At 72.8% G+C, this 26,338-nt stretch carries 18 protein-coding genes and 3 riboswitches; of the genes, 7 read left to right on the top strand and 11 right to left on the bottom strand.

The features are described 5' to 3' along the window. Positions 1-42 precede the first annotated feature (42 nt). On the bottom strand, positions 43-729 hold the full coding sequence (locus tag ADK52_RS18340; RefSeq protein WP_078988423.1) for a TetR/AcrR family transcriptional regulator: 687 nt from the start codon (positions 727-729) through the stop codon (positions 43-45). Positions 730-790: 61 nt separating this feature from the next. Here ADK52_RS18340 and ADK52_RS18335 point away from each other — a divergent pair, with 61 nt between their 5' ends. Beyond that, complete coding sequence (locus ADK52_RS18335; RefSeq protein ID WP_053690900.1) at positions 791-2,419, top strand: FAD-binding oxidoreductase; 1,629 nt, start codon at positions 791-793, stop codon at positions 2,417-2,419. Positions 2,420-2,559: 140 nt separating this feature from the next. Then, on the top strand, positions 2,560-3,240 hold the full coding sequence (locus ADK52_RS18330; protein ID WP_053690899.1) for an HAD family hydrolase: 681 nt from the start codon (positions 2,560-2,562) through the stop codon (positions 3,238-3,240). Between the two features lie 30 nt (positions 3,241-3,270). Here the strand turns inward: ADK52_RS18330 and ADK52_RS18325 are convergent, their stop codons facing one another. From ADK52_RS18325 to ADK52_RS18285, 9 genes are all read right to left on the bottom strand, one after another. Beyond that, entirely contained in the window at positions 3,271-4,473 is a 1,203-nt protein-coding gene (locus ADK52_RS18325) for an LLM class flavin-dependent oxidoreductase (protein ID WP_053690898.1), read from the bottom strand. An 11-nt stretch (positions 4,474-4,484) separates the two neighbouring features. Continuing rightward, positions 4,485-5,531, bottom strand: a complete 1,047-nt coding sequence (locus ADK52_RS18320; RefSeq protein WP_053690897.1) for an LLM class flavin-dependent oxidoreductase — start codon at positions 5,529-5,531, stop codon at positions 4,485-4,487. After that, positions 5,528-6,910 (bottom strand): NtaA/DmoA family FMN-dependent monooxygenase, encoded by a 1,383-nt coding sequence (locus tag ADK52_RS18315; RefSeq protein WP_053690896.1) that lies wholly within the window; start codon positions 6,908-6,910, stop codon positions 5,528-5,530. Before ADK52_RS18315 ends, ADK52_RS18320 begins: the two co-directional genes overlap by 4 nt. A gap of 58 nt (positions 6,911-6,968) precedes the next feature. Then, positions 6,969-8,153, bottom strand: coding sequence for an LLM class flavin-dependent oxidoreductase (locus ADK52_RS18310; protein ID WP_053690895.1), 1,185 nt, complete (start codon positions 8,151-8,153; stop codon positions 6,969-6,971). A gap of 130 nt (positions 8,154-8,283) precedes the next feature. After that, positions 8,284-9,141, bottom strand: a complete 858-nt coding sequence (locus ADK52_RS18305) for an ECF transporter S component (protein ID WP_053690894.1) — start codon at positions 9,139-9,141, stop codon at positions 8,284-8,286. Further along, entirely contained in the window at positions 9,138-10,799 is a 1,662-nt protein-coding gene (locus ADK52_RS18300) for an ABC transporter ATP-binding protein (protein ID WP_053690893.1), read from the bottom strand. Before ADK52_RS18300 ends, ADK52_RS18305 begins: the two co-directional genes overlap by 4 nt. Next, the gene (locus tag ADK52_RS18295; protein WP_053690892.1) at positions 10,796-11,980 is read right to left on the bottom strand and encodes an energy-coupling factor transporter transmembrane component T; all 1,185 of its coding nucleotides are present in this window, start codon (positions 11,978-11,980) and stop codon (positions 10,796-10,798) included. The genes ADK52_RS18300 and ADK52_RS18295 overlap by 4 nt, the downstream gene beginning before the upstream one ends. A 4-nt stretch (positions 11,981-11,984) precedes the next feature. Further along, positions 11,985-12,914: a hypothetical protein gene (locus ADK52_RS18290; protein WP_053690891.1), complete on the bottom strand. Its 930-nt coding sequence runs from the start codon at positions 12,912-12,914 to the stop codon at positions 11,985-11,987. Then, positions 12,911-15,706 (bottom strand): prenyltransferase/squalene oxidase repeat-containing protein, encoded by a 2,796-nt coding sequence (locus ADK52_RS18285; RefSeq protein WP_053690890.1) that lies wholly within the window; start codon positions 15,704-15,706, stop codon positions 12,911-12,913. The genes ADK52_RS18290 and ADK52_RS18285 overlap by 4 nt, the downstream gene beginning before the upstream one ends. A gap of 133 nt (positions 15,707-15,839) precedes the next feature. Beyond that, positions 15,840-15,910, bottom strand: a riboswitch (cobalamin riboswitch). Between the two features lie 162 nt (positions 15,911-16,072). Next, a riboswitch (cobalamin riboswitch) is annotated at positions 16,073-16,148 on the top strand. 136 nt (positions 16,149-16,284) lie between these two features. Between ADK52_RS18285 and ADK52_RS18280 the strand changes: the two genes are divergently transcribed. Then, entirely contained in the window at positions 16,285-17,697 is a 1,413-nt protein-coding gene (locus tag ADK52_RS18280; RefSeq protein ID WP_053690889.1) for a hypothetical protein, read from the top strand. 84 nt (positions 17,698-17,781) lie between these two features. Here the strand turns inward: ADK52_RS18280 and ADK52_RS18275 are convergent, their stop codons facing one another. After that, a complete protein-coding gene (locus tag ADK52_RS18275; RefSeq protein WP_053690888.1) occupies positions 17,782-19,197 on the bottom strand; it encodes a short-chain fatty acyl-CoA regulator family protein in 1,416 nt (471 codons plus the stop codon). A 379-nt stretch (positions 19,198-19,576) separates the two neighbouring features. Between ADK52_RS18275 and aceA the strand changes: the two genes are divergently transcribed. From aceA to metE, 4 genes are all read left to right on the top strand, one after another. After that, the gene (gene aceA / locus ADK52_RS18270) at positions 19,577-20,863 is read left to right on the top strand and encodes an isocitrate lyase (RefSeq protein ID WP_053690951.1); all 1,287 of its coding nucleotides are present in this window, start codon (positions 19,577-19,579) and stop codon (positions 20,861-20,863) included. 106 nt (positions 20,864-20,969) lie between these two features. Further along, positions 20,970-22,568: a malate synthase A gene (aceB, locus tag ADK52_RS18265; protein WP_053690887.1), complete on the top strand. Its 1,599-nt coding sequence runs from the start codon at positions 20,970-20,972 to the stop codon at positions 22,566-22,568. Further along, the gene (locus ADK52_RS18260) at positions 22,565-23,449 is read left to right on the top strand and encodes a 3-hydroxybutyryl-CoA dehydrogenase (RefSeq protein WP_078988422.1); all 885 of its coding nucleotides are present in this window, start codon (positions 22,565-22,567) and stop codon (positions 23,447-23,449) included. Before aceB ends, ADK52_RS18260 begins: the two co-directional genes overlap by 4 nt. A 148-nt stretch (positions 23,450-23,597) precedes the next feature. Then, positions 23,598-23,820, top strand: a riboswitch (cobalamin riboswitch). Between the two features lie 169 nt (positions 23,821-23,989). Then, on the top strand, positions 23,990-26,314 hold the full coding sequence (gene metE / locus ADK52_RS18255; protein ID WP_053690886.1) for a 5-methyltetrahydropteroyltriglutamate--homocysteine S-methyltransferase: 2,325 nt from the start codon (positions 23,990-23,992) through the stop codon (positions 26,312-26,314). Positions 26,315-26,338: the final 24 nt, after the last annotated feature.

Genomic DNA, 26,338 nt, shown 5'->3' with positions numbered 1-26,338 from the left:
TCGGAGGCCGTGGCTTCACCTTCCCGACCCCGGGTCGGGTGTTCAGGCGCTGCGGATCGCCGTCAGGAGTCGGGCGCAGCGTGTGCTCATGTCCTGGGCGGACTGGTCGGGGTGGGCGATCCACCAGCCCATGAGGGCGCTGACGGTACCCGTCCACACGTGCTTGAGGGCATCGGCGTCGAGGGGGTCCTCGTTGCCGCGGCCGCTCAGCAGCGCCGCCGTGCCCGTCGCGGCGAATCCGTCGACGGCCTCCCGGTGGCGCTGGGCGGCGAGGCGCAGTTCGGAGCCGGGCGGCAGGGTCCTGTCGTAGAGGACGAACCAGGCGTGCCGCCGTCCTTCGAGGGCCGTGAAGAGCCCGGTGAGGACGGCGTGGGGGAGCTGCTCCTCAGCGGTGGCGGCCGGTCCGCGTGATGACATCGCCTCGTCGATGGCCGCGATGACGCGGGCGGCGATGTGTTCGAGGCAGGCGAGGTAGAGCCCGTCCTTCGAGTCGAAGTAGGCGTAGAGCATCGGCTTCGTCACGCCCACCCGCCGGGCGATCGCGGCCATCGACGCGGAGGCGTGCCCGTGCCGGCCGAACTCCTCCATCGCGGCGGCGAGGATCTGCTCCTCGCGCTCGGCGCGCGGTACGCCCTTCGTCCCCGCCGGTCTGCCCCGGCGCCGGCCCGCCGGTGGCGAGGCAGCGGTCGGAGGGATGGCCGGTTCGGCGCCGGCGCTTGTGGAGTCCATGGAGCGAACTATACGGTGGAGTAAATTACCAAGCGGTAAATTACCGAAAGGTCATATCTCCATGGCCGAGACCGTGCCCGCCGCCCCTCTCGCCCAGCCCCGACGCCACCGCTCCTGGTGGGGCTGGGGCGCCGATGACAAGGCCTTGCCCGACGCCGAGTGCGTCGCCCTCGGCGCGCTCGTCCCCGGGGCAGCCGACACCCCGCTGCCGGTACCGGACGTCCGGTCCGTCGATCTGCCCGAGGCCCGGGTCGCCCCGCCGTCCTCCCTCGCCCATTTGATGTCCGACACACCGCAGGAGCGGGCCTCCCACACCTACGGCAAGGCCTACCGCGACGTCGTACGGGCCCTGCGCGGCGAACTCGGGGCGGCCCCGGACCAGGTCGCCTTCCCCCGCTGCGAGCAGGACGTCGTCGACGTCCTGGACTGGGCCGAGAGCGCGGACGTGGTCGTCGTGCCCTACGGGGCCGGCAGTTCGGTGGTCGGCGGAGTGGAGTACCGAGGGGACCGGCGGCGCGGTGTGCTCTCCCTGGACCTCGCCGCCCTCGACCGCGTGCTCGACATCGACACCACCAGCAGGGCGGCACGGATCCAGGCGGGCGTGCTCGGGCCCGACCTGGAAGCCCAGCTGAGGCCGCACGGACTGACCCTGCGCCACTTCCCGCAGAGCTTCGAGTTCTCCACCCTCGGCGGCTGGCTGGCGACCCGGGCCGGCGGCCACTACGCCACGCTCCTCACCCACATCGACGACCTGACCGAGTCCCTGCGCGTGGTCACCCCGGTCGGAATCAACGAGTCGCTGCGCGTGCCCGGTTCGGGCGCGGGCCCGTCCCCCGACCGGCTGTTCCTGGGATCGGAGGGCACGCTCGGAGTGATCACCGAGGCCTGGATGCGGCTCCAGGACCGGCCCCGCCACAAGGCGTCCGCCTCGGTCCTGTTCGACGACTTCAAGGCCGCGGCCGGCGCGGTCCGCGCCATCGCGCAGTCGGGCCTGCACCCGGCCAACTGCCGACTTCTCGACCCGGGCGAGGCGGCGCTCGCGGGCGTGGCAGGCGGCGGCCGGAGCGTACTCGTCCTCGGGGTGGAGTCCGCACACGTCCCCGTCACCGACCGGCTCGCCGAACTGGTCGCCCTGGCGCGGGACCACGGCGGTTCTCCGGCCGTGACACCTCCCGCGGCCGGCGGCCCCGCCGACGACTCCGCGGCCGACACGTGGCGCTCCGCGTTCCTGCGCATGCCCTACCTGCGCGACGGACTCGCGCGGATGGGCGTGATCAGTGAAACCTTCGAAACGGCCTGTACCTGGGACCGTGCCGAGGGGCTGTACGAGGCCGTGCACCGGGACCTGGGCGCCGTCGTACGCAAGGTCACCGGCGCCGAGGGGATGATCAACTGCCGCTTCACCCACGTCTACCCCGACGGCCCCGCCCCCTACTTCACCGTCATAGCCCCGGCGAGGCGCGGCTCGGAGGTCGCGATGTGGGACGAGATCAAGGCCGCCGCGATGGACGTGCTCGGCGCACACGGGGCGACCGTCACCCACCACCACGCCGTCGGCCGCGACCACCGGCCCGGATACGACCGGCAGCGCCCGGAGCCGTTCGCCCGGGCGCTGCGGGCCGCGAAACACGCGCTCGACCCGGCGGGGATCCTCAACCCCGGAGTGCTCTTCGACGGGGAGCCGAGCTGAGCGGACGGCGCATCCGCGGCGGGCGGCCGGAAAGCCGCCCGCCGCCGACCCCGCACCCCGCACGGGGCCCGTCCGGCGCCGCCGAAACCTCGCACCCCGGCGGAAGGACTGCACGGGCGGGAGACGGGTAGGCGCGGCCCATGAACCGAGCCGCGTTGTTCGACGTCGACGGGACGCTCGCCGACACCAATCATCTGCACGTGGTGTGCTGGTGGGAGGCGCTGCGCCAGGCCGGCCACGACGTCTCCATGCACGCCATCCACCGGGCGATCGGCCTGCCGGGCGAGGACCTGCTCGCCCACCTGCTGGGCGACGGCCGGGACACCGGCGAGGACGATGCGCTCAGCACCGCGCACGACACCCTCTACGGCACGTTCTTCGACCGGCTGCCCCGCATCGAGGCGGCGGACGAACTCCTGCTCACCCTGGACCGGCGCGGGTGGCGGGTCGTCCTCGTCACCTCGGCGGGCAGTGAGGAACTCGGCGCCCTCAGGCGGGCCGTCGACGCCGACGACGCCATCGACGCCACCGCCAGCTCCGACGACGTCGACGAGGGCAAGCCCGCGCCCGACCCCGTCCACCACGCCCTCGAACTCGTCGACGCGCCCGCGGACGGCGCTGTTTTCGTCGGCGACACCGTCTGGGACATGAAGGCCGGAGTGCGGGCCGGGGTCACGAGCGTGGGCCTGCTCTGTGGCGGTATCCCACGCCTCGACCTGGAAGACGCCGGAGCGAAAGCGGTGTACCGGGACCCCGCCGACCTCCTCGAACAGCTGGACCACAGCCCCTTCGCCGACGCGCCCGAGGGCGCGGAGCGGTGATCCGGCGTGCGCGATTCCCGCGGCCGGCCGTCAGCCGCGCCGCTGCCATTCCTGCGCCAGCAGGTGGTAGGAGCGGACCCGGTCCGCGTGCCGGTGGGTGATCGTCGTGATCAGCAGCTCGTCGGCGCCCGTCGCCTCCTGCAGCCGTTCCAGGTGGTCGGCGACGGTGCGGGGCGAGCCCACGAACCGGGTCTCCACCCGGTCCGCCACCAGCTTGCGGTCCTCATGCGACCAGGGAAGGGCGCGTGCCTCGGCAGGCGTGGGATAGGGGATCGCGCCCTCGGCCGTGCGGATGCTGCGCACCCACGGCCCGTACCCGGTGGCCAGCTCGCGGGCGCTCCCGTCGTCCTCGGCGACCACCACGTCGGCGGAGACCGTCACGTACGGCCGGTCCAGCTCCGCGGACGGCTTGAAGGCGGCCCGGTACCCTTCGGCGGCCTCCAGTACCGTGGCCGGGCTGACGTGGTAGTTCGCCGCGAAGCGCAGCCCGTTGCGGCCCGCCGTCTCCGCGCTCACCCCACCGCTGCTGCCCAGGATCCACACCTGTACGTCGGCCCCCTCGCCGGGAACGGCATGTGCCTCCACACCCTCCGGCGTGCGGTACTCGCCGCGCAGCAGCGCGAGGACGTCGTCGACCTGCTCGGAGTAGTCCTGCGGCTGCGCGCCGGGCAGGTTGAGCAGCTTCTGCTGGAGCGCCACCCGCGGATGGCCGAGCAGGTGGGCGAAGGAGAAGCGGTCGGGGATGCGGAGCCCGTTCGCGGTGTACCCGTCGGTGACCGGGGTGACCGGGGTGACCGGGGTGACCGGGGTCACCGGGGTGGCCGGGGTGGCCGGTGTGACCGGTACGGGTGGTGGCGCGACCTCGCCCTCCACCGGGCCGCGCCGCTGCGGCGGCCCCGCCGAGCGGCCCAGCCCCAGGTCCAGGCGGCCGGGGTGCAGCGCGTCGATGAGGCCGAACTCCTCCACCGTCGACAGCGCGGTGCGGTGCCCGAGCTGGACGGCGCCGGAACCGAGCCGGATCGTGCTGGTGGCGGACGCGGTCAGCGCCAGGACCACCGCCGGCGAGGTCCCGGCGACACCCGGATTGAGATGGTGCTCGGCGAACCAGTAGCGCGCGTAGCCGAACTCCTCGGTACGGCGGGCCAGGTCGATGCTGTGGGTGAGGGCCTCGGCGGCGGTCGAGCCGGACGCGACCGGGACGAGGTCGAGGACCCCGAGGGGGATTCCGGACATGGCCTGGCTCCTTACAGGTCGGGGAAGGAAGGGTCGGGTATCTCCCGGCGGAGCACCGGGGCGATCTCCGACTGGAAGAGTTCGAGGGAGGCGTGGTGCTCCGCCTCCCGGAGCCCGCCCGCCTCGGCCTGCAGGTGCAGGACGGTGTGGCCGAACTCCGCGTGGTAACGGTGGACCTTCTCGATCACCTGCTGGGGGCTGCCGATCAGCGCCGAGCTGCGCTCGACGAAGTCCTCCAGGGTCGCGAAGACCGGCTCCACACCCTGCGCGCGGTGCGCCGCGAGGTACCGGGCGAAGGCCGGCCGGTACGCGGCGACGGCCTGCTGCGAGGTGCGCGCGGCGTGGTAGCCGGCCGTGCCCGCGCCGACGACGGCGCGGGCCGGGTCATGGCCGTAGTGTTCCCAGCGCTCCCGGTAGTGGCGGACCAGTTCCGCGTACGGGCCGATGGGGTGGGTGACGTTCGCCGAGAACAGCGGGTCCCCGTAGCGTGCCGCCAGATCCACCGACTCCCGGCTCGTCGCGCTGCCGTGCCAGACGCGCAGCGTGCGCTGGTACGGCCGCGGCAGCACCTCCGCGCCGGTCAGTGCGGGGCGGAAGCGCGGCTCGGCGCTCACCTTGTCCTCGCGCCAGATCCGGCGGAACAGCTCGTAGCTCTCGGCGTTGCGCTCCCACTGGTCCTCGGGAGTCACGTGGAACAGCTCGCGCTGGGCCGTGCCGTTGCCCTTGCCGACCATCAGTTCGAGGCGGCCGTCGCAGAGGTGGTCCAGGGTCGCGTAGTCCTCGTACGCCCGCACCGGGTCCAGCAGGCTCAGCGTGGTGACGGCGGTGAACAGGCGGATCCGGCGGGTCAGCGCCGCGATGTGGCTGAGCACCACGGGCGGTGAGGACGACAGGAACGGCCGCTCGTGGCGTTCACCGACGCCGAACCCGTCGAAGCCGAGCTCCTCCGCGCGCAGCGCGCTCGCGACGACCTCGCGGAACCGCTCCCGGGTGGGGGCCGCGGCGCCCGTCACCGGGTCCGTGTCGTCGGTGATCAGGGTGATGGCCAGGAACTTCACGAGGCCGCTGCCCGCCGCCGGCCGGAGGCCGCCCGCGGCACCGCGAGACCGAGGTGGTCGCGCAGGGTGGTGCCTTCGTACTCGCTGCGGAAGACCCCGCGCTCCTGGAGCAGGGGGACGACGGTGTCGGCGAAGGTGTCGAGGCCGCCCGGGGTGATGTGGGGGACCAGGATGAAACCGTCGGCCGCGTCCGCCTGCACGAGCGTGTTGATCTGCTCGGCGACGGTGGCGGCGGAGCCGACGAAGGTCTGGCCCGAGGTGGTGGCGATGACCAGCTCCCGGATCGAGAGGTTCTTGGCCTCGGCGAGGGCGCGCCACTGCCGGGCGGTCTCCAGCGGATCGCGGAACTGGCGCACGCTCGCCCGGCCGAGGGCGATGGTGTTCTCGCCGGTCACGGGGTCGATGTCGGGCAGGGGGCCGTCGGGGTCGTAGCCGGACAGGTCGCGGTTCCAGACGTGTTCGAGGTACTTGATCGCGGTCTGCCCGCTGACCTGGAGCCGGCGCACCGCGTGGGCGGCCTCGCGGGCTTCGGCGTCGGTGTCGCCGAGGATGAAGGTGGCCGCGGGCAGGATCTTCAACTGGTCGTGCGTGCGCCCGTACTTCGCGAGGCGGCGCTTGACGTCGGCGTAGAACGCCCGGCCCTCGTCGAGGGTCCCGTACCGGCCGAAGATCGCGTCCGCGTCGGAGGCGGCGAACTCGCGGCCCTCGTCGGAGTCGCCCGCCTGGAAGATCACCGGGCGGCCCTGCGGGCTGCGCGGCACGTTGAACCGGCCCTCGATGTCGAACTGCGGGCCCTGGTGGGCGAAGGCCCCGGCCCGGGCGTCGCGCAGGAAGGTGCCGGATCCGGCGTCGGCGGCGAGATCGCCGCCGTCCCAGGAATCGAACAGCTCGTGCGCGGTGGCCAGGAACTCCTTGGCGCGGCTGTAGCGCTCCTCCCGGGGCAGGAAGCCCCCGCGCCGGAAGTTCTCGCCGGTGAACGCGTCCCAGGAGGTGACCACGTTCCAGGCGGCCCTGCCGGCCGACAGGTGGTCCAGGGAGGCGAACTGGCGGGCCACCTCGTAGGGCTCGTTGAAGGTGGAGTTGATGGTGCCGGTGAGCCCGAGGCGGTCGGTGACGGCCGCGAGGGCGGCCAGCACGGTGAAGGTGTCGGGCCGGCCGACGACGTCCAGGTCGTAGATCCGTCCGCCCTGTTCGCGCAGTCGCAGGCCCTCGGCGAGGAAGAGGAAGTCGAACTTGGCGCGCTCCGCGGTCCGGGCGAAGTGGGCGAAGGAGTCGAAGTCGATGTGGCTGCCGGCCGCCGGGTCGCTCCAGACGGTGGTGTTGTTGACGCCAGGGAAGTGGGCCGCGAGGTGGATCTGCTTGAGCGGCTCGGTGGTCATGGTTCGTCCTTCCGGAGGCGAGAGAGGGCGAGGCGAGCCTCGCGTCGCGTGGGGTGGCTCAGGCGGCCGGGAGCGTGGCCGCGGCGTAGCGGTTGGCGGGCCGGTCGAGTCCCAGCAGGCCGCGCAGGGTGTCCGCCTCGTACTCCCGGCGGAACAGACCCCGCCGCTGGAGTTCCGGCACCAGGGCGCGGGTGATCGCGGGCAGGTCGTGGGCGATGACCGCCGGTCGCAGCAGGAAGCCCGACAGACCCGCCTCCCGGCGTTCCTGGAGCAACTCGGCCAACCGGCCGGGCGTACCGGTGAACACGGCGGTGTCGCCCTCGTACGGTTCGCGCGCGGCCTCGTCGAGGCGGCCGCGGCGGTCGGCCGCCGCCGCGGCACTCTCGTCGAGGAACACGGTCAGCTCCCCGAACAGGTGCAGCGGCCGCTCGGCAAGGCCCGCCGAGGTGCGGAGCCCCCGGACGGCGGTGACGGCCGCCCGCGTCTCCTCGGTGTCGCGGGCCACGAGGCGGCCCATGTCGGCCGACCGGGCGATGAGCCCGTACGCCGCGCTGTCGGTGGCGCGCGCGCTCACGACGGGCTGGCCCTGGGGCGGGCGCGGGGTGATCGAAGGGCCCCGGACGCTGAAGTGGTGGCCCGCGAAGTCGATGTAATGGAGTTTGTCGCGGTCCACGAACCGGCCCGTGGCCACGTCGCGGATCTCCGCACCGTCCTCCCAGCTGTCCCACAGACGCCGGACCACCTCGACGTGGTCGGCGGCCTCCTCGTACAGCGCGTCCTCCGCGAGCGGTGCGGGACGGCGGCCGAAGTGCCGTTCCTCGTAAGGGAGTCCGGAGACCTGGACGTGCAGGCCGGCGCGGCCGCGGCTGACGTGGTCGAGGGTGGCCACGGCCTTGGAGATGTGGAAGGGCTCGGTGTGGGTGGTGGTCACGGCCCCCACGAGCCCGATGCGGCGGGTCAGCGGTGCCACCCGCGCGGCGGTGAGGACCGCGTCGAGCCGGCCGCGGACCCGGTCCGTGCGCTCGTCGGGGCCACCGGGGGAGGAGGACTGGAGGGCGAGCCCGTCCTCGAAGGCGACGAAGTCGAGCAGCCCGGCCTCGGCCTCCGCGACGAGACCGGCCCAGTAGCGGGCGGTGAACAGCTCGGCGGGCCGGGCTCCCGGCTCGCGCCAGGCGGCCGGGTGCGCGCCCGCGCCGTCCAGCGAGACGGCGAGGTGCAGTGGTGCGGAAGCGGAAACGGGCATGGTGAATCGCGCCTTCCTGATCGGCGTGCGGAGATGAGGAGGCCGATGCGGGGTGGGCGAATTCAACCCGTCATCAAATGCTCCCGAAAAACGCTACGCCGGACGGTGGCGCCACTCAATGGCCGCAGTATTAAGAGGACTTGGCAGTCGTGTTGCCCAGCTGCTCCGGAGGAGTGTCCTCGGTGGGGAGCGCGCGGGGCCGGAAGCGGATCGGGGCCTGGAAGCGGGCCTTGCGGGCGGCGCGGCGGAAGACCGTGAGGACGGCGGGGCCGGCCAGGCAGACGCAGACGAAGTTGGTGACGGCCCGGCCGGTGTCCCAGCCCAGTGAGGTGGCGAGGTCGAAGGCGAGGTAGCGGTGGAACTGCTCGGTGAAGGGGAGGCCGGGCAGGTAGGCGAGGGAGCTGTTGGGGTCGAGGGAGAACGGCCAGAAGGACAGGTTGAGGAGGAAACCGAAGAGGTAGCCGGAGACCGACCCGTAGACCGCGAGCAGCGCGACCTCCTTGCGGCCCGACGCCCTCGGGAGGAGACCCGCCAGCATGCCGACGAAGGCGCACCCGAACATCTGGTACGGCATCCAGGGCCCGACCCCGCCGGTGATGAGGGCGGAGGCGAAGAGCGAGGTGCAGCCGAGGGTGAAGCCGAATCCGGGGCCGTAGACGCGTCCGGCCAGGACGAGGATGAAGAACACCGTCTCGATGCCCGCGGTGCCGGCGCCGAGCGGGCGGATCGCGGCGTTGACCGCCGACAAGACCCCGAGCATGGCCAGGGCTTTGGAGTTGATGCCGCCTTCCGCGATCTCGGAGATCACCACGGAGAGCACGATGACGAGGAGGACGCCGAAGATCAGCGGTGGTGCGTAGTTGGATCCGAACTTGCCCGGGGCGACGAGGAAGGGCCAGAAGAACGCGACGATGCCGAGGAAGGCGGCCATGCCGATGACGATCGCGGCCCGGGGACGGATGAGGATGGCCGCGTGCTGCGTGCTCACGAGTGGAGGTCCGTTCCGTCGGCGTCGGAGGGGAGTACGGCGGTCAGCTGGTCGACGGTGAGGAAGGGCAGCGGGGACAGGATCTTCGCGGTCTGGGGTGCGAAGACGGGCGAGGCGACGATGACCTCGGTGGTGGGACCGTCGGCGACGACGTCGCCCTCGGCCATGACCACGACGCGGTCGGCGGCGCGGGCGACGAACTCGACGTCGTGGGTGGAGATCACGACGGCGCGGCCCTCCGCTGCGAGGTCGTCGACGATGCGGATCAGTTCGGTCTTGGCGCGGTAGTCGAGGCCGCGGGTGGGCTCGTCGAGGAGCAGCACCCGCGGTGCGGCGGCCAGCTGGATCGCGAGGACGAGGGCGAGCTTCTGCCCTTCGGAGAGGTCGCGGGGGTGGGTGCCGTCGGGGATCCCGGGGGCGAGCCGGTCGAGGATGGCGCGGGCCCGGACGTCCTCCGCCCCGACCCCCGACTCGGTGTCGGCCTGGTCGAGTTCCTGCTGGACGGATTCGAGGTAGAGCAGGTCGGTGGGGGTCTGCGGGACGAGTCCCACCAGCTGCCGGGCCGCCGCCGCGGACAGCTTCCGGGGATCCTGGGGCTTCGAGCCGTCGGCGGTGGCGACGGCCACCGAGCCCGCCTTGCGCGGCCCGGATCCCTGGAGGGCCCACAGGAGGGAGGACTTGCCGGATCCGTTGCGGCCCATGAGGGCGGTGATCTCCCCGCCGTGCAGGGTGAGGTCGACCTCGCGGACGGCCGGCACGCCGTGGTAGGCGACGGTGACCCCGCGCGCCGTGAGCAGCTCCGAGCGGTCCGCGACGGGAGCGGGCCGCACGCGCGGGGGAGCGGTGTCGGCCAGCCGCGAGCGGAGCGGGCCGGCGGCCCTGCGGGCGTCGCGGATCGAGAGGGGCAGCGGGGTCCAGCCCGCGGCGCGGCCGAGTTCCACGATCGGCGGCGCGATGGAGGACGTACGGAAGATCTCGGCGGGCGGGCCGGACACGACGCGGCCGTCGCCGGGCAGGTGGATGACGCGGTCGGCGTACTGGACCACGCGCTCCAGGCGGTGTTCGGCGAGCAGGACGGTGACGCCGAGGTCGTGGACGAGGCGGGTGACGGCGGCCAGGACCTCCTCGGCGGCGGTCGGGTCCAGGGCCGAGGTGGGCTCGTCCAGGACGAGGACGCGGGGGTGGGCGGTGAGGACGGAGCCGATGGCGACGCGCTGCTGCTGGCCGCCCGAGAGCTCGTGCAGGGCGCGGTGGCGCAGATCGGCGAGGCCGAGGAGGTCGAGCGTCTCCTCGACGCGCTTGCGCATGGTGGCCGGGGGGACCGCCAACTGCTCCATGGCGTAGGCGAGTTCCTCCTCGACGGTATCGGTGACGAACCCGTCCAGCGGGTCCTGGCCCACCACGCCGACGACGTCGGCGAGTTCACGCGGGGGATGCTCCGCCGTGTTCCGGCCGTCGACCACGACACGGCCGTACAGGGTGCCGCCGGTGAAGTGCGGGACGAGGCCGTTGACGGCGCCGAGGAGGGTGGACTTGCCGACGCCGGTGTGGCCGACGACGAGGCAGAGTTCGCCCTCCTCGACGGTCAGGTTGACGTCGTGCAGGACGGGTTCGGCCGTGTCCTCGTACCGGACGGTGACCTGGTCGAAGGTGATCACTTGGGTTCCTCGGTGCGCTGTGCGGGGACGGCCGGCCGGGCGGGCGGGGCGGGAGGCGGGGCCAGGAAGCCGGCGGTCCCGGCGAGCAGGATCGCGGCGGCGGGTACGAGCGGCAGGGTGGGCCAGCTGAGCGGGTAGATGGAGGGGTTGAGCTCGGCGGCGTTGAAGCCGACGTTGGTGAAGAGGAGGACGGCGGAGAGGACCCCGCAGCCGGCGACGGCCCATTCGGCGAGGTGCCAGGGGTCCGGCCGGTAGGTGGTCCGGGTGATGCGGCGACCGCCGAGGCGCAGGCCGGCGAAGCACAGGAGGGCGCCGGCGCCCATCGCGGGCAGGCCCAGCAGCTTCGGGGCGGTGGCGTCGAGGAGTCCGTACGCGCCCGCGCACAGGCCGCACATGCCGAGCAGCATCAGGGCGCCGGTGGCGCGCCGGGAGCGGCGGGTGGCGGTGCCGGCCCGGCCGTAGCCGCGCGAGTCCATGGCGGCGGCCAGTCGCAGCGAGCGCTCCAAGGCGTCCTCCAGGACGGGGACCACGATCCCCCGCAGGGCCCGGAGCCCCTTCGACCGCCCGGCCCGCAGCCGTTTGGCGCGGTGGACGCGCTGCACGCTCTGCACGAGCTGCGGGGCGACGCTGATGGAGACCGTGACGGCGACGCCGAGTTCGTAGAGCGCGCCCGGCAGGACGCGCAGCGCCCGTTTGGGATTGGCGAGGGTGTTGGCCGCGCCGATGCAGCACAGCATGCAGGCGAGGCGCAGTCCGTCGGTGGCGGCGGAGAGCAGGGCCTCCAGGGAGACGGGGCCGCCGAGCTGGATGCCCGCGTACCAGTCCGGGGTGGGGACGTGGGGCAGGGAGAACAGGAAGTGGTCGCGGGGGGTGATGCCGGTGGCGAAGACCGCGCGGAAGGTCACGCGGATCGCGACGACCGTGATCGCGAGGTAGAGGTAGTACTTGAAGCCGCGGGCCCAGGGGGCCTCGGTGCGGCGCATGGTGATGACGTAGCCGAGGACCGCGAGGACGAGGAAGAGCAGCAGCGGGTTGTTGGTGCGGCTGACGGCGGTGGCGAGGGCCAGGGCCCAGATCCACCAGGCGACGGGGTGCAGGGTGCGGGGCAGACGGCGGCCGCCCGCGTCCGGCGCGAGGCCGGACGCGGGCGGCTCGGCCGCGGCCGAGGTGGTGCGTGACACGCGGTTACTCCGTACGACGGCGGCGCTTGGCCGCGTAGACGGCGGCGGCGCCGATCAGCAGCACCAGCGCCCCGGTGGCGACGGCGGGCAGGTACGAGCCCACGTCGTACTCGGCGTCGGCGGCGGGAGCGGCGTCGACGACCGGGGGTCCGGGCGCGGCCGCGGCCGCGGGGGCGGACGGCGGTGGTGCGGAGGGGGTCGGCGCGGTGCTGTCGGAGGGGCTCGCCGAGGGTGACGGGCTTTCCGGGGCCGTGGGGCCGGGGGACGGTGTCGTCGCCGGCGGGACGGCCGCGGGCGGGTTCTCCGGTTTCGGGCCGGTGTTGACGTTCGGAGGCAGGGGCGCCGCGGTGCGGGTGTCCTGGGGCGCGGGTCCGCCGGTCGGCGCGGTGTTCTTGGCGCGCAGCTGGTCGGGGGTGACGGTGGGCTTGCCCTCGGTGCCCTCGATGTTGGTGCCCCCGAAGATCCACAGGTCGACGCTGCCCGGCCTCGGCTTGTAGAGCATGGCGCCGAGCTGGCTGTACTCCCAGGTGTTCTGCCCCGGGTTCGCGTGCCAGTACGACCAGTAGGCGGAGGCGGGCGGGGTCAGGACGCAGTCGTCCTGCTGCGGGGTCGGGTACTGCTTGCCGCCCTGGTGGCCGCTGTAGCCGATGCGGCAGATGAAGGCGGGGCCGTCGTGGCCGGTGCCCGTCGTCGCCCAGCCGCCCTGGTTGAGGAGCTCGTAGCCGGTGGTGGGCGTCGTACCGCAGGAGCGGTAGACGGGGCCGCCCCAGTGGCTGAAGTCGACGGCGAGGACGACGCCCGAGGAGGTGGTGCACTGGCCCATCGGCTGCGGGGCGGCCCCGGCCGGGGCCGCGGCGGCGGCGAACGCCGCCACCGTCAGCCCCAGCGCGGCGGCCGTACGGGCGAGGGCGCGCAGGAGCCGGTTGCCGCTCATGCCCGGCCCCCGGTGTCCTCGCGGCGCCGCTTGGCGGCGCGGGTGAGGCCCCAGCCGCCGAGGGTCAGGACCAGGGCCATCGCGGCGAGCGCGCCGACCTGGGCGCCGGTGGAGGCGAGGCCCCCGCCGCCCGAGCCGGTCCCGCCGGAGGAGCCCGCGCCGCCCGCGTCCTCGCCGGGGGTCACGATGACGGGCGAGCCGTTGCCGCCGGAGGCGCCGGCGCTGGCACCGCCGTTGGAGCCGCCGTTGGTGCCGCCGGACGTGCTGGGGACGGGCTCGGGGGTGGTGCCCTTCAGGTCGCGGGTCAGGACGCCGAAGGAAATGCCGGTGGCGCCGCCGACGGCCTGGGTGGAGGCGCGCACGTCGGAGCCGGGCTGCGCGTCCTGGGCGATGTTGAAGCCGCCGTCGCCGTTCTGCTGGCCGGCCAGGAACTTGCGCGCCTTGGCGACCTGCGCACCGTACTTCGCCGCGTCCAGGTACAGCCCCTGGACGGCGAGTGCGGCGGAGTTGACGGAGTTGCCGGAGGCGCCGGGGAAGCCGCCGTCCTGCTTCTGCTGGGTGGCGAGCCAGGCGAGGGCCTTGTCGACGGCCGTCCGGGAGGCTTCGTCGGGCAGCAGGTCCAGGGCCATGGCGGCCATCGCCGTGGAGTCGACCTCGGCGCCGCTGTCCTTGCCGATGAGGCTGGGCCAGGCGCCCGAGGAGTCCTGGAGGCTCTTGAGGTAGGCGATCTGCTCGGTCGCGGCGGCGGTGTCGCCCGCGCGGACCTGGGCGATGACGCCAAGGGACTGGTCGAAGACGGACTTGGCGTTCTTGTAGGCGCCCTTGCCCCCGCAGTAGGGGGTGGACGTGGTGTCCTTCGCGGTGCAGACGCCCGTCGCGAGGGCCGCGATCAGGTCCTTGCCGCCGAAGTTGCGGGGGTCGCGGCCGACCGCTTCGGCGAGCAGGGCGGTCTTGCCGATGGAGCCGCCGCCGGCGTACTTGGTGCCGATCAGGGTGTAGTCGTTGATGGTGCGGCCCTTGCCGTCCTTGCCGCCCTTGTCGAGGAAGTCGACGATGTTGCGCAGCACGGGGTTGTTCTCGCCGGTCGCGGCCAGGGCGTAGGCGCCGTCGATGGTCATGCCGTAGTCGGCGAAGCCGGTTCCCTTGCCGCTCTCGTAGAACCGGCCCTGGATCAGGCGCGAGGTGCCGGTGAGGTACGCGACGCCCTTCTTCAGGTCCGGCCCGTCACCGGGCGGGGGAGTGACCGGCGGGACGGTCGGCGGTTCGGTCTTCTTGGTGGTCAGCGCGACCAGATCGCTGCCGGCACCCGCGATGGCGGCCGTCGCGGTGGGGAACAGCCTCGATTCGGTGTCGTCCTCGCCGAAACCGAAGCCTGCCGCCGGGAACTGGCGCGTGGAGAGCCAGGAGACGCCGGCGTCCGCGAACGCCTCGTCGCCGAGGGCGCGCAGTGCCTGCGCGGCCCAGGCGGTGGCGGCCGGGTTGCCGGTCGTCTCGTAGTACATGGCGGGCCACGCGCCGGTCGCCAGCTGGGACTTCTTGAGGTAGCCGCGGGCCTTCTGGATCGCCTTCTCGTCGCCGCCGGCCCGTGCCAGGGCCAGGGTGATCAGGCCGGTGGAGCCGGCCTCGCTCTCGCACGCTCCTCCGGCCCGGATGAGGACACTGGTGAATCCGCCGTCCTCGCACTGGAGGCCGACCAGTCGGTTCACCGCGTGGGCCGGGGGCGTCACACCGCCGTTGGCCAGGGCGATGACGGCCATGGCCTGGGCGTCGGCCTGTCCGGTCGTACGGAAGTCGCCCTTGGTGTAGCAGCCGTCGATCGTCTCGCCGTCGCCGATGTCGCGCGGGCAGACGTACTTCACGAGGTCGCCGAGGAGGTCGTGGCCGCCGAACGCGTGCGGGTCCCTGCCGGTGGCCTCGGCGACGAGCGCGAGGCGCGCGGCGGCGGTGGCGTCGGGGATCGAGTCCTTGCCGGCCGGGTAGGCGTACGCGTCGGTCTGCGCGGGCGTGGCGAGGAACCCGGCGGCCTTCTTCGCCACCGGGCTCTTGGGATCGGCGGCCGCCAGGGCGAACACAGCCTCCGTGGTGAGGAAGTGGTTCGCGGCGGTGGAGCCTTCGTCGACGACGCGCTCCCCGTCCGTCAGCTTCCCGGTGATCCAGCGGGTGGCGGCGGGTACGTCGACCGAGCCGGCGGGCACCTTGGGCGGGGCCGCCGGGACGGCCGGGTCAGGAGTGGTGACGCCCCGGACGTCGTCGGGGGAGAAGGACGGCTTGCCCTTGGTGCCGCCGACGTCGGTGCCGCCGTAGACCCAGGCGTCCACATCGCCGGGCTTCAGGGGCCGGGCCATGGCACCGAGCGGGCTGTAGGTCCACTTCCGCTGGCCGGGCGAGGCGATCCAGTACGACCAGTAGGCGGTGGCCTGCGGGGTGAGGACGCACTCTTCCTTGTCCGGGGTGGGGTACTGCGTCCCGGAGCCCTTGCCGATGCGGCAGATGAACCCGTCGCCGTCGTGGACGGTGCCCGTGGTCGTGAAGCCGCCGGTGTGCAGCAGCTCGTATCCGGAGGTGGGGGTGGTGTCGCAGCCCTTCTCCACCTTGCCGCCGAAGGGGCCGAAGTCCACGGCGACGAGGGCGCCGGTGGTGGGCGTGCACTGCTCGATCGGGTCGGCACTGGCCGATCCGGGGGCCGCGAGGAAGGCCGCTCCCGCGCCGAGCGTCAGGAAGGACGCGGTCACGAGGGAGAGGAACCGCCGTCTCGTCCCTGACTGACGTTTCGCCTGCTGTTCGGTCCCCACCGCGGCCCCTCGTCTCTGCCGGGCGGCTGCGTGCGTGGCGATGTGCCCCCGCACGGCTTCCTTCGCCATGGGGAGGCTGCGACGACCACACCGCAATCCGCGACGGCGCTCTTCGTACTGTGGCCCGGCCCCAGGCATTCCGGCTCACCCGGGACGATCCGGGCCTACGGTTGCGGGTCAGCGCCGGAATTCGACCGGCTTCCCCTGGTGCTGAGCAGTTATCAGCCGGAGTGCAACACGGATCCCGTGGACGCGTCAAGGTGGCATAAGTCTCAGCCGACCGGGCCCGGTTGCGTGCCGCGGTCATCCCGCCGACGTGGCTGGCGGTCCCTTGATCACTCGGGTAGCGTCCTGGGCTGCCAGATGGGGGAATCCGGTGTGAAGCCGGAGCTGACGCGCAGCGGTGTGGGACGGCGGGGGCCGTTTCCGAGCCCGAATGCCCAAACGGCGATGCAGTACAGGAAGCCGTACCACGCGTTCCGGACGGCGGCCCTCCGACCAGGCCCCTGCCGTGCCCCACGGCGGTGTAGTGCCGCCTGTCGGGAGGAGCCGGCGTCCGCCGATTCCAGGAGCAGGACATGTCCCGTCCCCGTACCTCCCGCCGCCTCGCGCTCGCCGTGCCCGCGGCCCTGGGCGCCCTTGCCCTCACCGCGCTGCCCGCCTTCGCGACCTCCAGCCCCGCGCAGATCGCCACGTCCAAGACCAACGGTGTGGCGTACCTCAAGTCCCTTCAGGCGGCGGACGGTTCGTACGCCGGCTCCGGCCTGTCCAACGAATGGGCCTTCAGCGCCTTCGCCGCAGCAGGCACCGCGGTGGTCGACGTCTACCCCGGCGGAGACACGACGAAGAACGCCCGCACGGTCTACCGCAACCTCCTCTCGACGGCGGGCTGGCCCTCGGCCTCCCCGGTGGTCACCGACTACGAGCGCGGCACCCTCAACGCGTACGCCGCCGGCATCGACCCGGCCCGGGTCTCCGCCTCGCGCAACCTCGTGGCGAACGTCTACTCCTACTGGCAGACGGCGGAGTCCGGCTACTTCGGCCCCTCGGGGAACTTCAACGGCACCGTCTTCGCGGCGCTTTCGCTGGGCGGGGGCAAGACCCAGAGCGGCGCGAACCGCGTCCCGCAGGCGCTGACCGACTCGGTGGTCACTCGCATCAGGGCCAACCAGCACGTCGACGGCGGCTGGACGTACCAGAAGGGCGAGGGCAACCCCACCGTCCTGAACTCCGCGAGCGACGTCGACATGACCGGCGCCGCGATGGCCGCCCTCTGCGTCTCGGGCGTGCCCAACACCGACACGGACGTCGTCCAGGCGAAGAACTTCCTCAAGGGCACGCTCGTCTCCGGCAGCGGTGCCTTCAACTCCCTCTACGGGGTCAACACCAGCTCCAACGGCTGGGGCGTCGCCGGCCTGAACGCCTGCGGCTTCAACCCGCAGACCGGGGACTTCCTCACCGCCGGCGGCAAGACCCCGATCGACTTCCTGATCGCCAACCAGTACAACCCGGCCGGGGGCTTCAAGTACAAGCCCTCCGACACCGCGCCGTCCGCCTACTCGTCCATCGACGCGCTGCGCGCGGTCGTCGGCGGCGGCTTCACCACGGCTCCGCCGGTTCCGGTCACCCCCGGCGCCCCGCAGTGGGTGGCCCAGTCCACCTTCACCGCCGGTACCGCCACCAAGCTGGCGCTGACCGTCGACGACGGCGCGGGCAACCTCAAGGTGTGCTCGGTCGCGTTCACCCCGACCGGGACGACCACCACCCTCGGTGACGTCCTGGCCGCCGCCACCGGCGGCGCCACCCCGTCGGGCTGCGTCACGAGCGTGACCCCGTCCTCCGGCACCGGGACGATCACCAACGTCAACGGCAAGGCCAACAGCGGCTCGAACACGTGGAAGGTCAGCGTCGACGGTTCCGCCTTCGCGGGCGCGCTGCGCGAGAAGGTCATCAACGTGGGCGACACCATCGCCCTGCGCTGGGGCGCCTGATTCCCACGGGTGCGGGACCCGCTGCCCGCGGGTCCCGCACCCGCCCTCACACCGCCTGCGGCAGCGGCCGCTGCGCCGTCGGTGTCAGCCGCGGCTCGCTGCGGATGGGCCTTCGACGGGATAGGGGACGAAGGTGCTGCTGTTCTCGTCGACGGCCAGCACCCGGCCGAGCGGGGGGACCGCGCGCTGCGGGCAGTCCAGGCGTTCGCAGAGCCGGCAGCCCATCCCGATCGGGGTCGCGGCCGCCGTGTTGTCGAGGTCGAGCCCGTCCGCGTAGACGAGCCGCGAGGCGTGCCGGATCTCGCACCCCAGCCCGATGGCGAAGGTCTTGCCGGGCTCGCCCCAGCCCCCGCGGTGCCGGGTGACGGCCCGGGCGGTCCACAAGTACCGCTGCCCGTCGGGCATGGCGGCGACCTGGACGTGGATGCGGCCGGGGGCGGTGAAGGCCTCGTACACGTTCCACAGCGGGCAGGTGCCGCCCGCCCGGGAGAAGTGGAATCCCGTTGCGGACTGCCGCTTGGACATGTTCCCGGCCCGGTCCACCCGGACGAAGGAGAACGGAACCCCACGCAGCCTGGGGCGTTGTAGGGTGCTGAGGCGGTGGCAGACCGTCTCGTAGCCGAGGCCGAAGTGGTCGGTGAGCCGCTCGATGTCGTACCGGAACTCCTCCGCGGCGGTGTGGAAGGCCGTGTACGGGAGGATCAGCGCGGCCGCGAAGTAGTTGGCGATGCCGATCCGGGCCAACGGGTGCGCGGCCGACCCGGGCGGGAAGTCCTCGGCGGCCAGCCGGTCCAGTTCCTCCCCGTATTCGAGGAGGGCCAGCTGCGTGGCCATCCGGAAGGCCTGCTGGCCGGGCCGGAGCCGGTTCGAGAGGTGCAGGACCCGGGCGTCGGCGTCGTAGTGGTGCAGCCGGTCGCAGTCCGCGGTGATCCCGACCCCGTGCCGGCCGGTGAGGCGCCGGGTCAGGGCGCGGATCACGTCCCCGGGGCGGATGCCGATCTCACGGGCCAGCTCCTCGGCGGCGAGATCGGTGTCGTGGAGGTAGTTCTGCCGCCGGTAGAAGAACTCGCGGATCTCCTCGTGGGGCGAGCGCGGCGCCTCGGCGGCACCTCCACGGCCCTCGGCCGCGTCCGTGAGCCGCTCCGCGAGGAGCTGGCTGCGCCGCCCCAGGTCCAGCAGGACCGAGGCGACCGCCGGCATCCGGGTGGCGAGCTCGGCGAGATCGGAGGAGGAGACGCGGGCTTCCGCGACCTCCTTGGCGAGCGCCTCGCGCAGGTCCGCGACCAGGCGGCTGGTGTCCCGCTCCGAGAAGAACCCCGGGTCCACCCCGAAGGCCTCGGTGAGGCGCAGCAGTACCGGAACGGTCAGCGGGCGGGAGTCGTGCTCCATCTGGTTCAGGTAGCTGGGCGAGATGCCCAGCACCCTGGCCAGGTCGGCCTGCGTCATCCGCCGCTCCTCGCGCAGCCGGCGCAGCCGTGCCCCCGCGTACGTCTTGCTCACCGGACTCCTCCACCGTCGGACAGGCTCCGCAGCATACGTGGATCCCGTTCACCACGGGCCTTCGCAACCTTGGCAATTCCGGCCCGGAAGATTCGCAAAGCTTGGCAGTCGTACAGCCTTGATGGCACCCAGTGCCAATGCCAGAGTCAGTCCTGCGGCCAGCCGGAACCGGTGGCCGGGACGGACCTCAGATCCTCGATTCACGCCCTGATTTCGGCGATCTGAACGTCCTGCTCCTGGCAGATCGGCAGCATTGCTCAGCTCCGGCCCACGGGCGGATTCGGCGGCCGCACCCTCTCTCACAGGCACAGAGTGTCAATGCGTGGATCCCTGCCGGGGGCATTGGCAAGACAAGCGACGGATGGAAACGGTGACGGTCATGGCAGAGGCGAACACGACGGCGGCGGCCGAGCAGCTCAAGCAGCGCTGGGCCGATGACCCGCGGTGGGCGGGCATCGAGCGCACCTACACGGCCGAGGACGTGGTCCGGCTGTCCGGCAGCGTCCGCGAGGAGCACACCCTGGCCCGGCGCGGCGCCGAGCGCCTGTGGCGCCGGCTGCACGAGCAGGACTACATCCACGCGCTCGGCGCCCTCACCGGCGGCCAGGCCGTCCAGCAGGTGCGGGCCGGGCTCCAGGCGATCTACCTGTCCGGCTGGCAGGTGGCCGCCGACGCCAACCAGGCCGGGCACACCTACCCCGACCAGAGCCTCTACCCGGTCAACTCCGTTCCCCAGGTGGTCCGTCGGATCAACAACGCGCTGCTGCGCGCCGACCAGATCGCCACCGCCGAGGGCGGCGCCGACACGACGGACTGGCTGGCACCGATCGTCGCGGACGCCGAGGCCGGCTTCGGCGGACCGCTGAACGCCTTCGAGCTGACCAAGGCGATGATCGCGGCGGGCGCCGCCGGCATCCACTACGAGGACCAGCTCGCCTCCGAGAAGAAGTGCGGCCACCTCGGCGGCAAGGTCCTCGTCCCGACCTCGCAGCACATCCGCACCCTGAACGCGGCCCGCCTGGCCGCCGACATCGCCGACACGCCGACCCTGATCATCGCCCGTACGGACGCCCTCGCCGCCACCCTGCTGACCAGCGACGTCGACGAGCGCGACGCCGAGTTCTGCACCGGCGAGCGCACCGCCGAGGGCTTCTACCACGTCCGTAACGGCATGGCCCCGGTCATCGCCCGCGGTCTGGCCTACGCCCCGTACGCGGACCTCATCTGGGTCGAGACGGGCACCCCGGACCTGGAGCAGGCGCGGGAGTTCGCCGAGGCGATCCACGCCCGGTACCCCGACCAGATGCTCGCCTACAACTGCTCGCCCTCCTTCAACTGGAAGGCGGCCCTGGACGACGACCAGATCGCCAAGTTCCAGCGGGAGCTGGGCGCGATGGGCTACCGCTTCCAGTTCATCACGCTGGCCGGCTTCCACTCCCTCAACCACGGCATGTTCGACCTGGCCCGCGGCTACGCCGAGCACGGCATGACCGCGTACGTCGACCTCCAGGAGCGGGAGTTCGCCGCCCAGGCGCAGGGCTTCACGGCCGTCAGGCACCAGCGCGAGGTCGGCACGGGCTACTTCGACCTGGTCTCCACCGCCGTCAACCCGGCCTCCTCCACCACCGCGCTCGCCGGTTCCACCGAAGAAGAGCAGTTCCACTGAGAGTGCGGCGCCGGTCCCGCCCGGCGCCCTGAGCTCGCCGTCCGACGGCGCCCGGGGCCCTGCCGGCCCCGGGTGCCGGCCACCCCACGCCGAGGAGCAGAACCGCATGTCACTCAAGCCCCTGACCCGCAGTGTCCAGGTCCTCGGCGCGCCGGGTGAGCGCCACGAGGAGATCCTGACCCCCGAGGCCCTGGAGTTCCTCGGCCGGCTCGACGCCGCCTTCGCGGACCGCCGCCTGGAGATCCTCAAGGAGCGCCGGCGCCGCTCGGCCCACCTGGCCTCCGGGTCGCCCCTGGACTTCTCCCGCGCCACCGCCGCCGTCCGCGCGGACACCGACTGGCGCGTGGCCCCGCCCGCCCCCGGTCTGACCGACCGCAGGGTCGAGATCACCGGCCCGCCCGAACGCCGCATGGCGATCAACGCCCTCAACTCCGGCGCGAAGGTCTGGATGGCCGACTTCGAGGACGCCACCGCCCCCACCTGGAACAACGTCATCGGCGGTCAGATCAACCTGATCGACGCCATCGACCGGCGCATCGACTTCACCACCCCCGGGGGCAAGGAGTACCGCCTCGGACCGGACCTCGCCACGATCATGGTGCGCCCGCGGGGCTGGCACCTCCTCGAAGAACACCTGGAGATCGACGGCCGGCCCCTCTCCGCCTCCCTCGTCGACTTCGGCCTGTACTTCTTCCACTGCGCGCGGCGGCAGATCGACGCCGGGTACGGCCCGTACTTCTACCTCCCCAAGCTGGAGAACCGGTACGAGGCCCGCCTGTGGAACGACGTCTTCGTGTATGCCCAGGACCTCCTCGGCATCCCGCGGGGCACCGTCCGCGCGACCGTCCTGATCGAGACGATCACGGCCGCGTTCGAGATGGAGGAGATCCTCTACGAGCTGCGCGAGCACAGCGCGGGGCTGAACGCCGGCCGCTGGGACTACCTCTTCAGCCTGATCAAGACCTTCGGCCACCGCACCGACTTCCAGCTCCCGGACCGCGCCAAGGTCACCATGACCGCCCCCTTCATGCGCGCCTACACCGAACTCCTCGTACGGACCTGCCACCGGCGCGGCGCCCACGCCATCGGCGGCATGGCCGCACACGTCCCCAGCCGGGACGCGGAGGCCAACGCCGCCGCCCTCGCCAAGGTGCGGCTCGACAAGGAACGGGAGGCGGAGGACGGCTTCGACGGCTCGTGGGTCGCCCACCCCGGGCTCGTCCCCGTCGGCCGCGAGGTCTTCGACAACGTCCTGGGAGAACGTCCCCACCAGCTGGAGCGGACCCGCGAGGACGTCGAGGTCACGTCCGGCGACCTGCTCTCCGTTCGCCGGATCGCCGCCCCGCCCACGCAGGAGGGCGTCCGCTCCAACGTGGCCGTGGCCCTGCGCTACTTCGACGCCTGGCTGCGCGGCAGCGGAGCCGTCGCCCTGAACGGGCTGATGGAGGACGCCGCGACCGCCGAGATCGCCCGCGTCCAGATCTGGCAGTGGCTCCGCCACGACCGGGTGGACCGGGCGGTGGTCACCGACCTCCTCGACGCCGAATGCGCGGCCCTGGAGGCGGCGGACCCGCAGGCCCTGGTCCTGGAGGCGCGGGAGGTCTTCGTGGACAGTGCGCTCTCGGTCCGACTGCCCGCGTTCTTCACCCCCGAGGCCTACACCCGCCACCTCGTCCGTCACACCGCCGTGCGGGTGAACGCGTGAACGCCCCCGTGCGGCCCGCCCGGATCCGGCGCGTCGGAGTCGTCGGCGGGGGGCAGATGGGCGCGGGCATCGCCGAGGTGTGCGCCCGCGCCGGACTCGACACGGTCGTCGCCGAGGCGGACGCCACCGCGGCCCGCGCCGCCGGCCAACGCGTCGCCGTCTCCCTGGAGCGGGCCGTCCAGCGCGGGAAGCTCGACCGGATCTCCGCTGAGGACGCACTCACCCGGCTGGTGTTCACGGGGGACCTGGAGGACCTCGCCGACCGGCAGCTCGTCATCGAGGCGGTGACCGAGAACCCGGACGCCAAGACGGCGGTCTTCACCGCCCTCGACAAGATCGTCGAGGACCCGGAGGCGATACTCGCCACCAACACGTCGGCCATCCCGGTCATGCGGCTGGGCATGGCCACCGGCCGGGCGGACCGGGTGGTGGGCCTGCACTTCTTCAACCCCGTGCCCGTCCTGCCGCTCGTCGAGGTCGTGTCCTCCCTCCACACGTCGGCGGACACGCTCGCCGCCGTCGAGGACTTCGCCCGCGACGCCCTGGGCAAGACCGTGGTCCGCTCCCAGGACCGGGCCGGGTTCGTCGTCAACGCGCTACTGATCCCGTACCTCCTGTCGGCCGTCCGGATGGCCGAATCCGGCTTCGCGAGCGCCGCGGACGTGGACGCGGGCATGGAGCTGGGCTGCGCCCACCCGATGGGACCGCTCAAGCTCGCCGACCTGATCGGCCTCGACACGGTCGCGGCGATCGCCGAGTCCCTCTACGAAGAGTTCAAGGAACCGCTCTACGCCCCGCCCCCGCTGCTCCAGCGGATGGTGCAGGCGGGACTGCTCGGACGCAAGACGGGCCGCGGGTTCCACACATACGGCCGGGGCTGAGGGCCCCGGCACTGTCTCCGGGCTGAGGGTGCGCCGGAGGCACGCGGGAGCGGTGGGGGTGTGGCGAGTGGTGTCGCCGCGCCCCCACCGTGTCTCATTTCGGCGTCCGACATGTGGAAAGCGGTGTTCATTCCCCGGTCACCGACCTAGTGTGGGCCTCGCAGCTGGTTCGCCCCGTCCGCCAGGCGGGATGCGTCGCAAGAGGGAACCCGGTGGGAATCCGGGACTGCCCCGCAGCGGTGAGCGGGAACGACCGCCGTCATACGCACTGGGACCGGAACAGGTCCTGGGAAGCGACGGCCAGTAGGTGTCTGCCCGAGTGGCCGGCGTGCCCGCGAGTCCGAAGACCTGCCCGTTGCCCGTGCGCGATCGACCGCGCCCGGTTTCCCGGTGACCTCGTGGGCGGGTCGGCGTGCTTCGGGCGGGACCTCCCCGTCGCGTACCCAGTCGTACGTGACCCCCGGGGGCCGCCCGGTCCGGCACCCCTCGCGTCCTCGACCCCACCGGGTCCATGGAGACACGCTCGCGAAGGAGAGTTCCGTGACCACCCAGTCCGCAGCCGCGGCAGTACAGGCCACCGTGTACGGCTACCCCCGCCAAGGCCGGAACCGCGAACTGAAGAAGGCCATCGAGGGCTACTGGAAGGGCCGCGTCACCGCGGAATCCCTCCGGGAGACCGCCCGCGACCTGCGCCGGGCCAACTGGGCCCAGCTGGCAGGGGCCGGCATCACCGAGGTGCCGACCGGTGACTTCTCGTACTACGACCACGTCCTGGACACCACGGTCATGGTGGGCGCCGTCCCCGGCCGCCACCGGGCGGCCGTCGAAGTCGACGCGCTCGACGGCTACTTCGCGATGGCCCGCGGCACGCAGGACGTGGCCCCGCTGGAGATGACCAAGTGGTTCGACACCAACTACCACTACCTCGTCCCCGAACTCGGTCCCGACACCGTCTTCACGGCCGACTCCACGAAGCAGGTCGCCGAGTTGAAGGAGGCCCTGACGCTCGGTCACGCGGGCCGTCCGGTCCTCGTCGGCCCGGTCACCTACCTGCTGCTCGCCAAGCCCGCGCCCGGCGTCGCCGCCGACTTCGAGCCGGTCACCCTGCTCGACCGGCTGCTGCCCGTCTACGCCCGGGTGCTGGCCGACCTGCGGGCGGCCGGCGCCGAGTGGGTCCAGCTCGACGAGCCGGCCCTCGTCCAGGACCGCACCCCGGCCGAGCTGAACGTCGCCGCGCGCACCTACCGTGAGCTCGGCGCCCTCACGGAGCGCCCGAAGCTGCTCGTCGCCTCCTACTTCGACCGGCTCGGCGAGGCCCTGCCCGTCCTGGCGAAGGCACCCGTCGAAGGCCTGGCCCTCGACTTCACCGACGCGGCCGCCGCGAACCTCGCCGACCTCGCCGCCGTCGGCGGGCTTCCGGGCAAGCGCCTGGTCGCGGGCGTGGTCAACGGCCGCAACATCTGGATCAACGACTACCAGAAGTCGCTGACCACGCTCGGCACCCTCCTCGGCCTCGCCGACCGCGTCGACGTCGCCGCCTCCTGCTCCCTCCTCCACGTCCCGCTGGACGCCGCCGTCGAGCGGGACATCGATCCGCAGGTCCGTCGCTGGCTGGCCTTCGCCCGCCAGAAGACGAACGAGATCACCACGCTGGCCCGCGGACTCGCCCGGGGCACCGATGCCATCGCCGCCGAACTCGCCGCCAACCGCGCCGACCTGGCCTCCCGTGCCACGTCCCCGGTCACCCGCGACCCCGCGGTCCGGGCCCGCACCGCGGCGATCACCGGCGCGGACGGCCGCCGGCCCCAGCCGTACGCCGACCGGGCGGCCGCCCAGCGCGCCCACCTGGGGCTGCCGCTGCTCCCCACGACGACCATCGGCTCCTTCCCGCAGACCGACGAGCTGCGGGTGGCCCGAGCCGACCTGCGGGCCGGGCGGATCGACACCGCCGGCTACGAGGAGCGGATCAAGGACGAGATCCGCGAGGTGCTCTCCTTCCAGGAGAAGACCGGCATCGACGTCCTCGTGCACGGCGAACCCGAACGCAACGACATGGTCCAGTACTTCGCCGAACGGCTGACGGGCTACCTCGCCACCCAGCACGGCTGGGTGCAGTCCTACGGCACGCGCTACGTGCGCCCGCCCGTCCTGGCCGGGGACATCTCCCGACCGGAGCCGATGACCGTGCGCTGGACGACGTACGCGCAGACGCAGACGGCCAAGCCGGTGAAGGGCATGCTGACCGGCCCGGTCACCATGCTCGCCTGGTCCTTCGTACGGGACGACCAGCCCCTCGGCGAGACCGCCCGCCAGGTCGGACTGGCCCTGCGCGACGAGGTCGACGACCTGGAGTCAGCCGGCACTTCGGTCATCCAGGTCGACGAGCCCGCCCTGCGCGAGACGCTCCCACTGCGCGCCGACGGCCACGCCGAGTACCTGGCGTGGGCGACCGAGGCGTTCCGGCTGACGACCTCGGGCGTGCGGCCGGAAACCCAGATCCACACGCACATGTGCTACGCGGAGTTCGGCGACATCGTCCAGGCGATCGACGACCTCGACGCCGACGTCATCAGCCTGGAGGCAGCCCGCTCGCACATGCAGGTCGCGACCGAGCTCGCCGAGCACGGCTACCCGCGCGAGGCCGGCCCCGGGGTGTGGGACATCCACTCGCCGCGCGTCCCCTCCGCCGCCGAGGCGGTGGCCCTGCTCCGCAAGGGGCTGGAGGCCATCCCGGCGGAGCGGCTCTGGGTCAACCCCGACTGCGGTCTGAAGACGCGCGGTTGGGCAGAGACCCGTGCCTCCCTGGAGAACCTGGTGGCCGCGGCCCGCGAAGTCCGCGCGGAGACCGGTAGCGCGGCCGGCTGACCTGCATGCGGGCCGGAACGTCAG

The sequence above is a fragment of the Streptomyces sp. WM6372 genome (assembly GCF_001279655.1).
In the GTDB taxonomy this organism is placed as follows: domain Bacteria; phylum Actinomycetota; class Actinomycetes; order Streptomycetales; family Streptomycetaceae; genus Streptomyces.
This window is presented reverse-complemented; position numbering and strand designations above follow the sequence as displayed.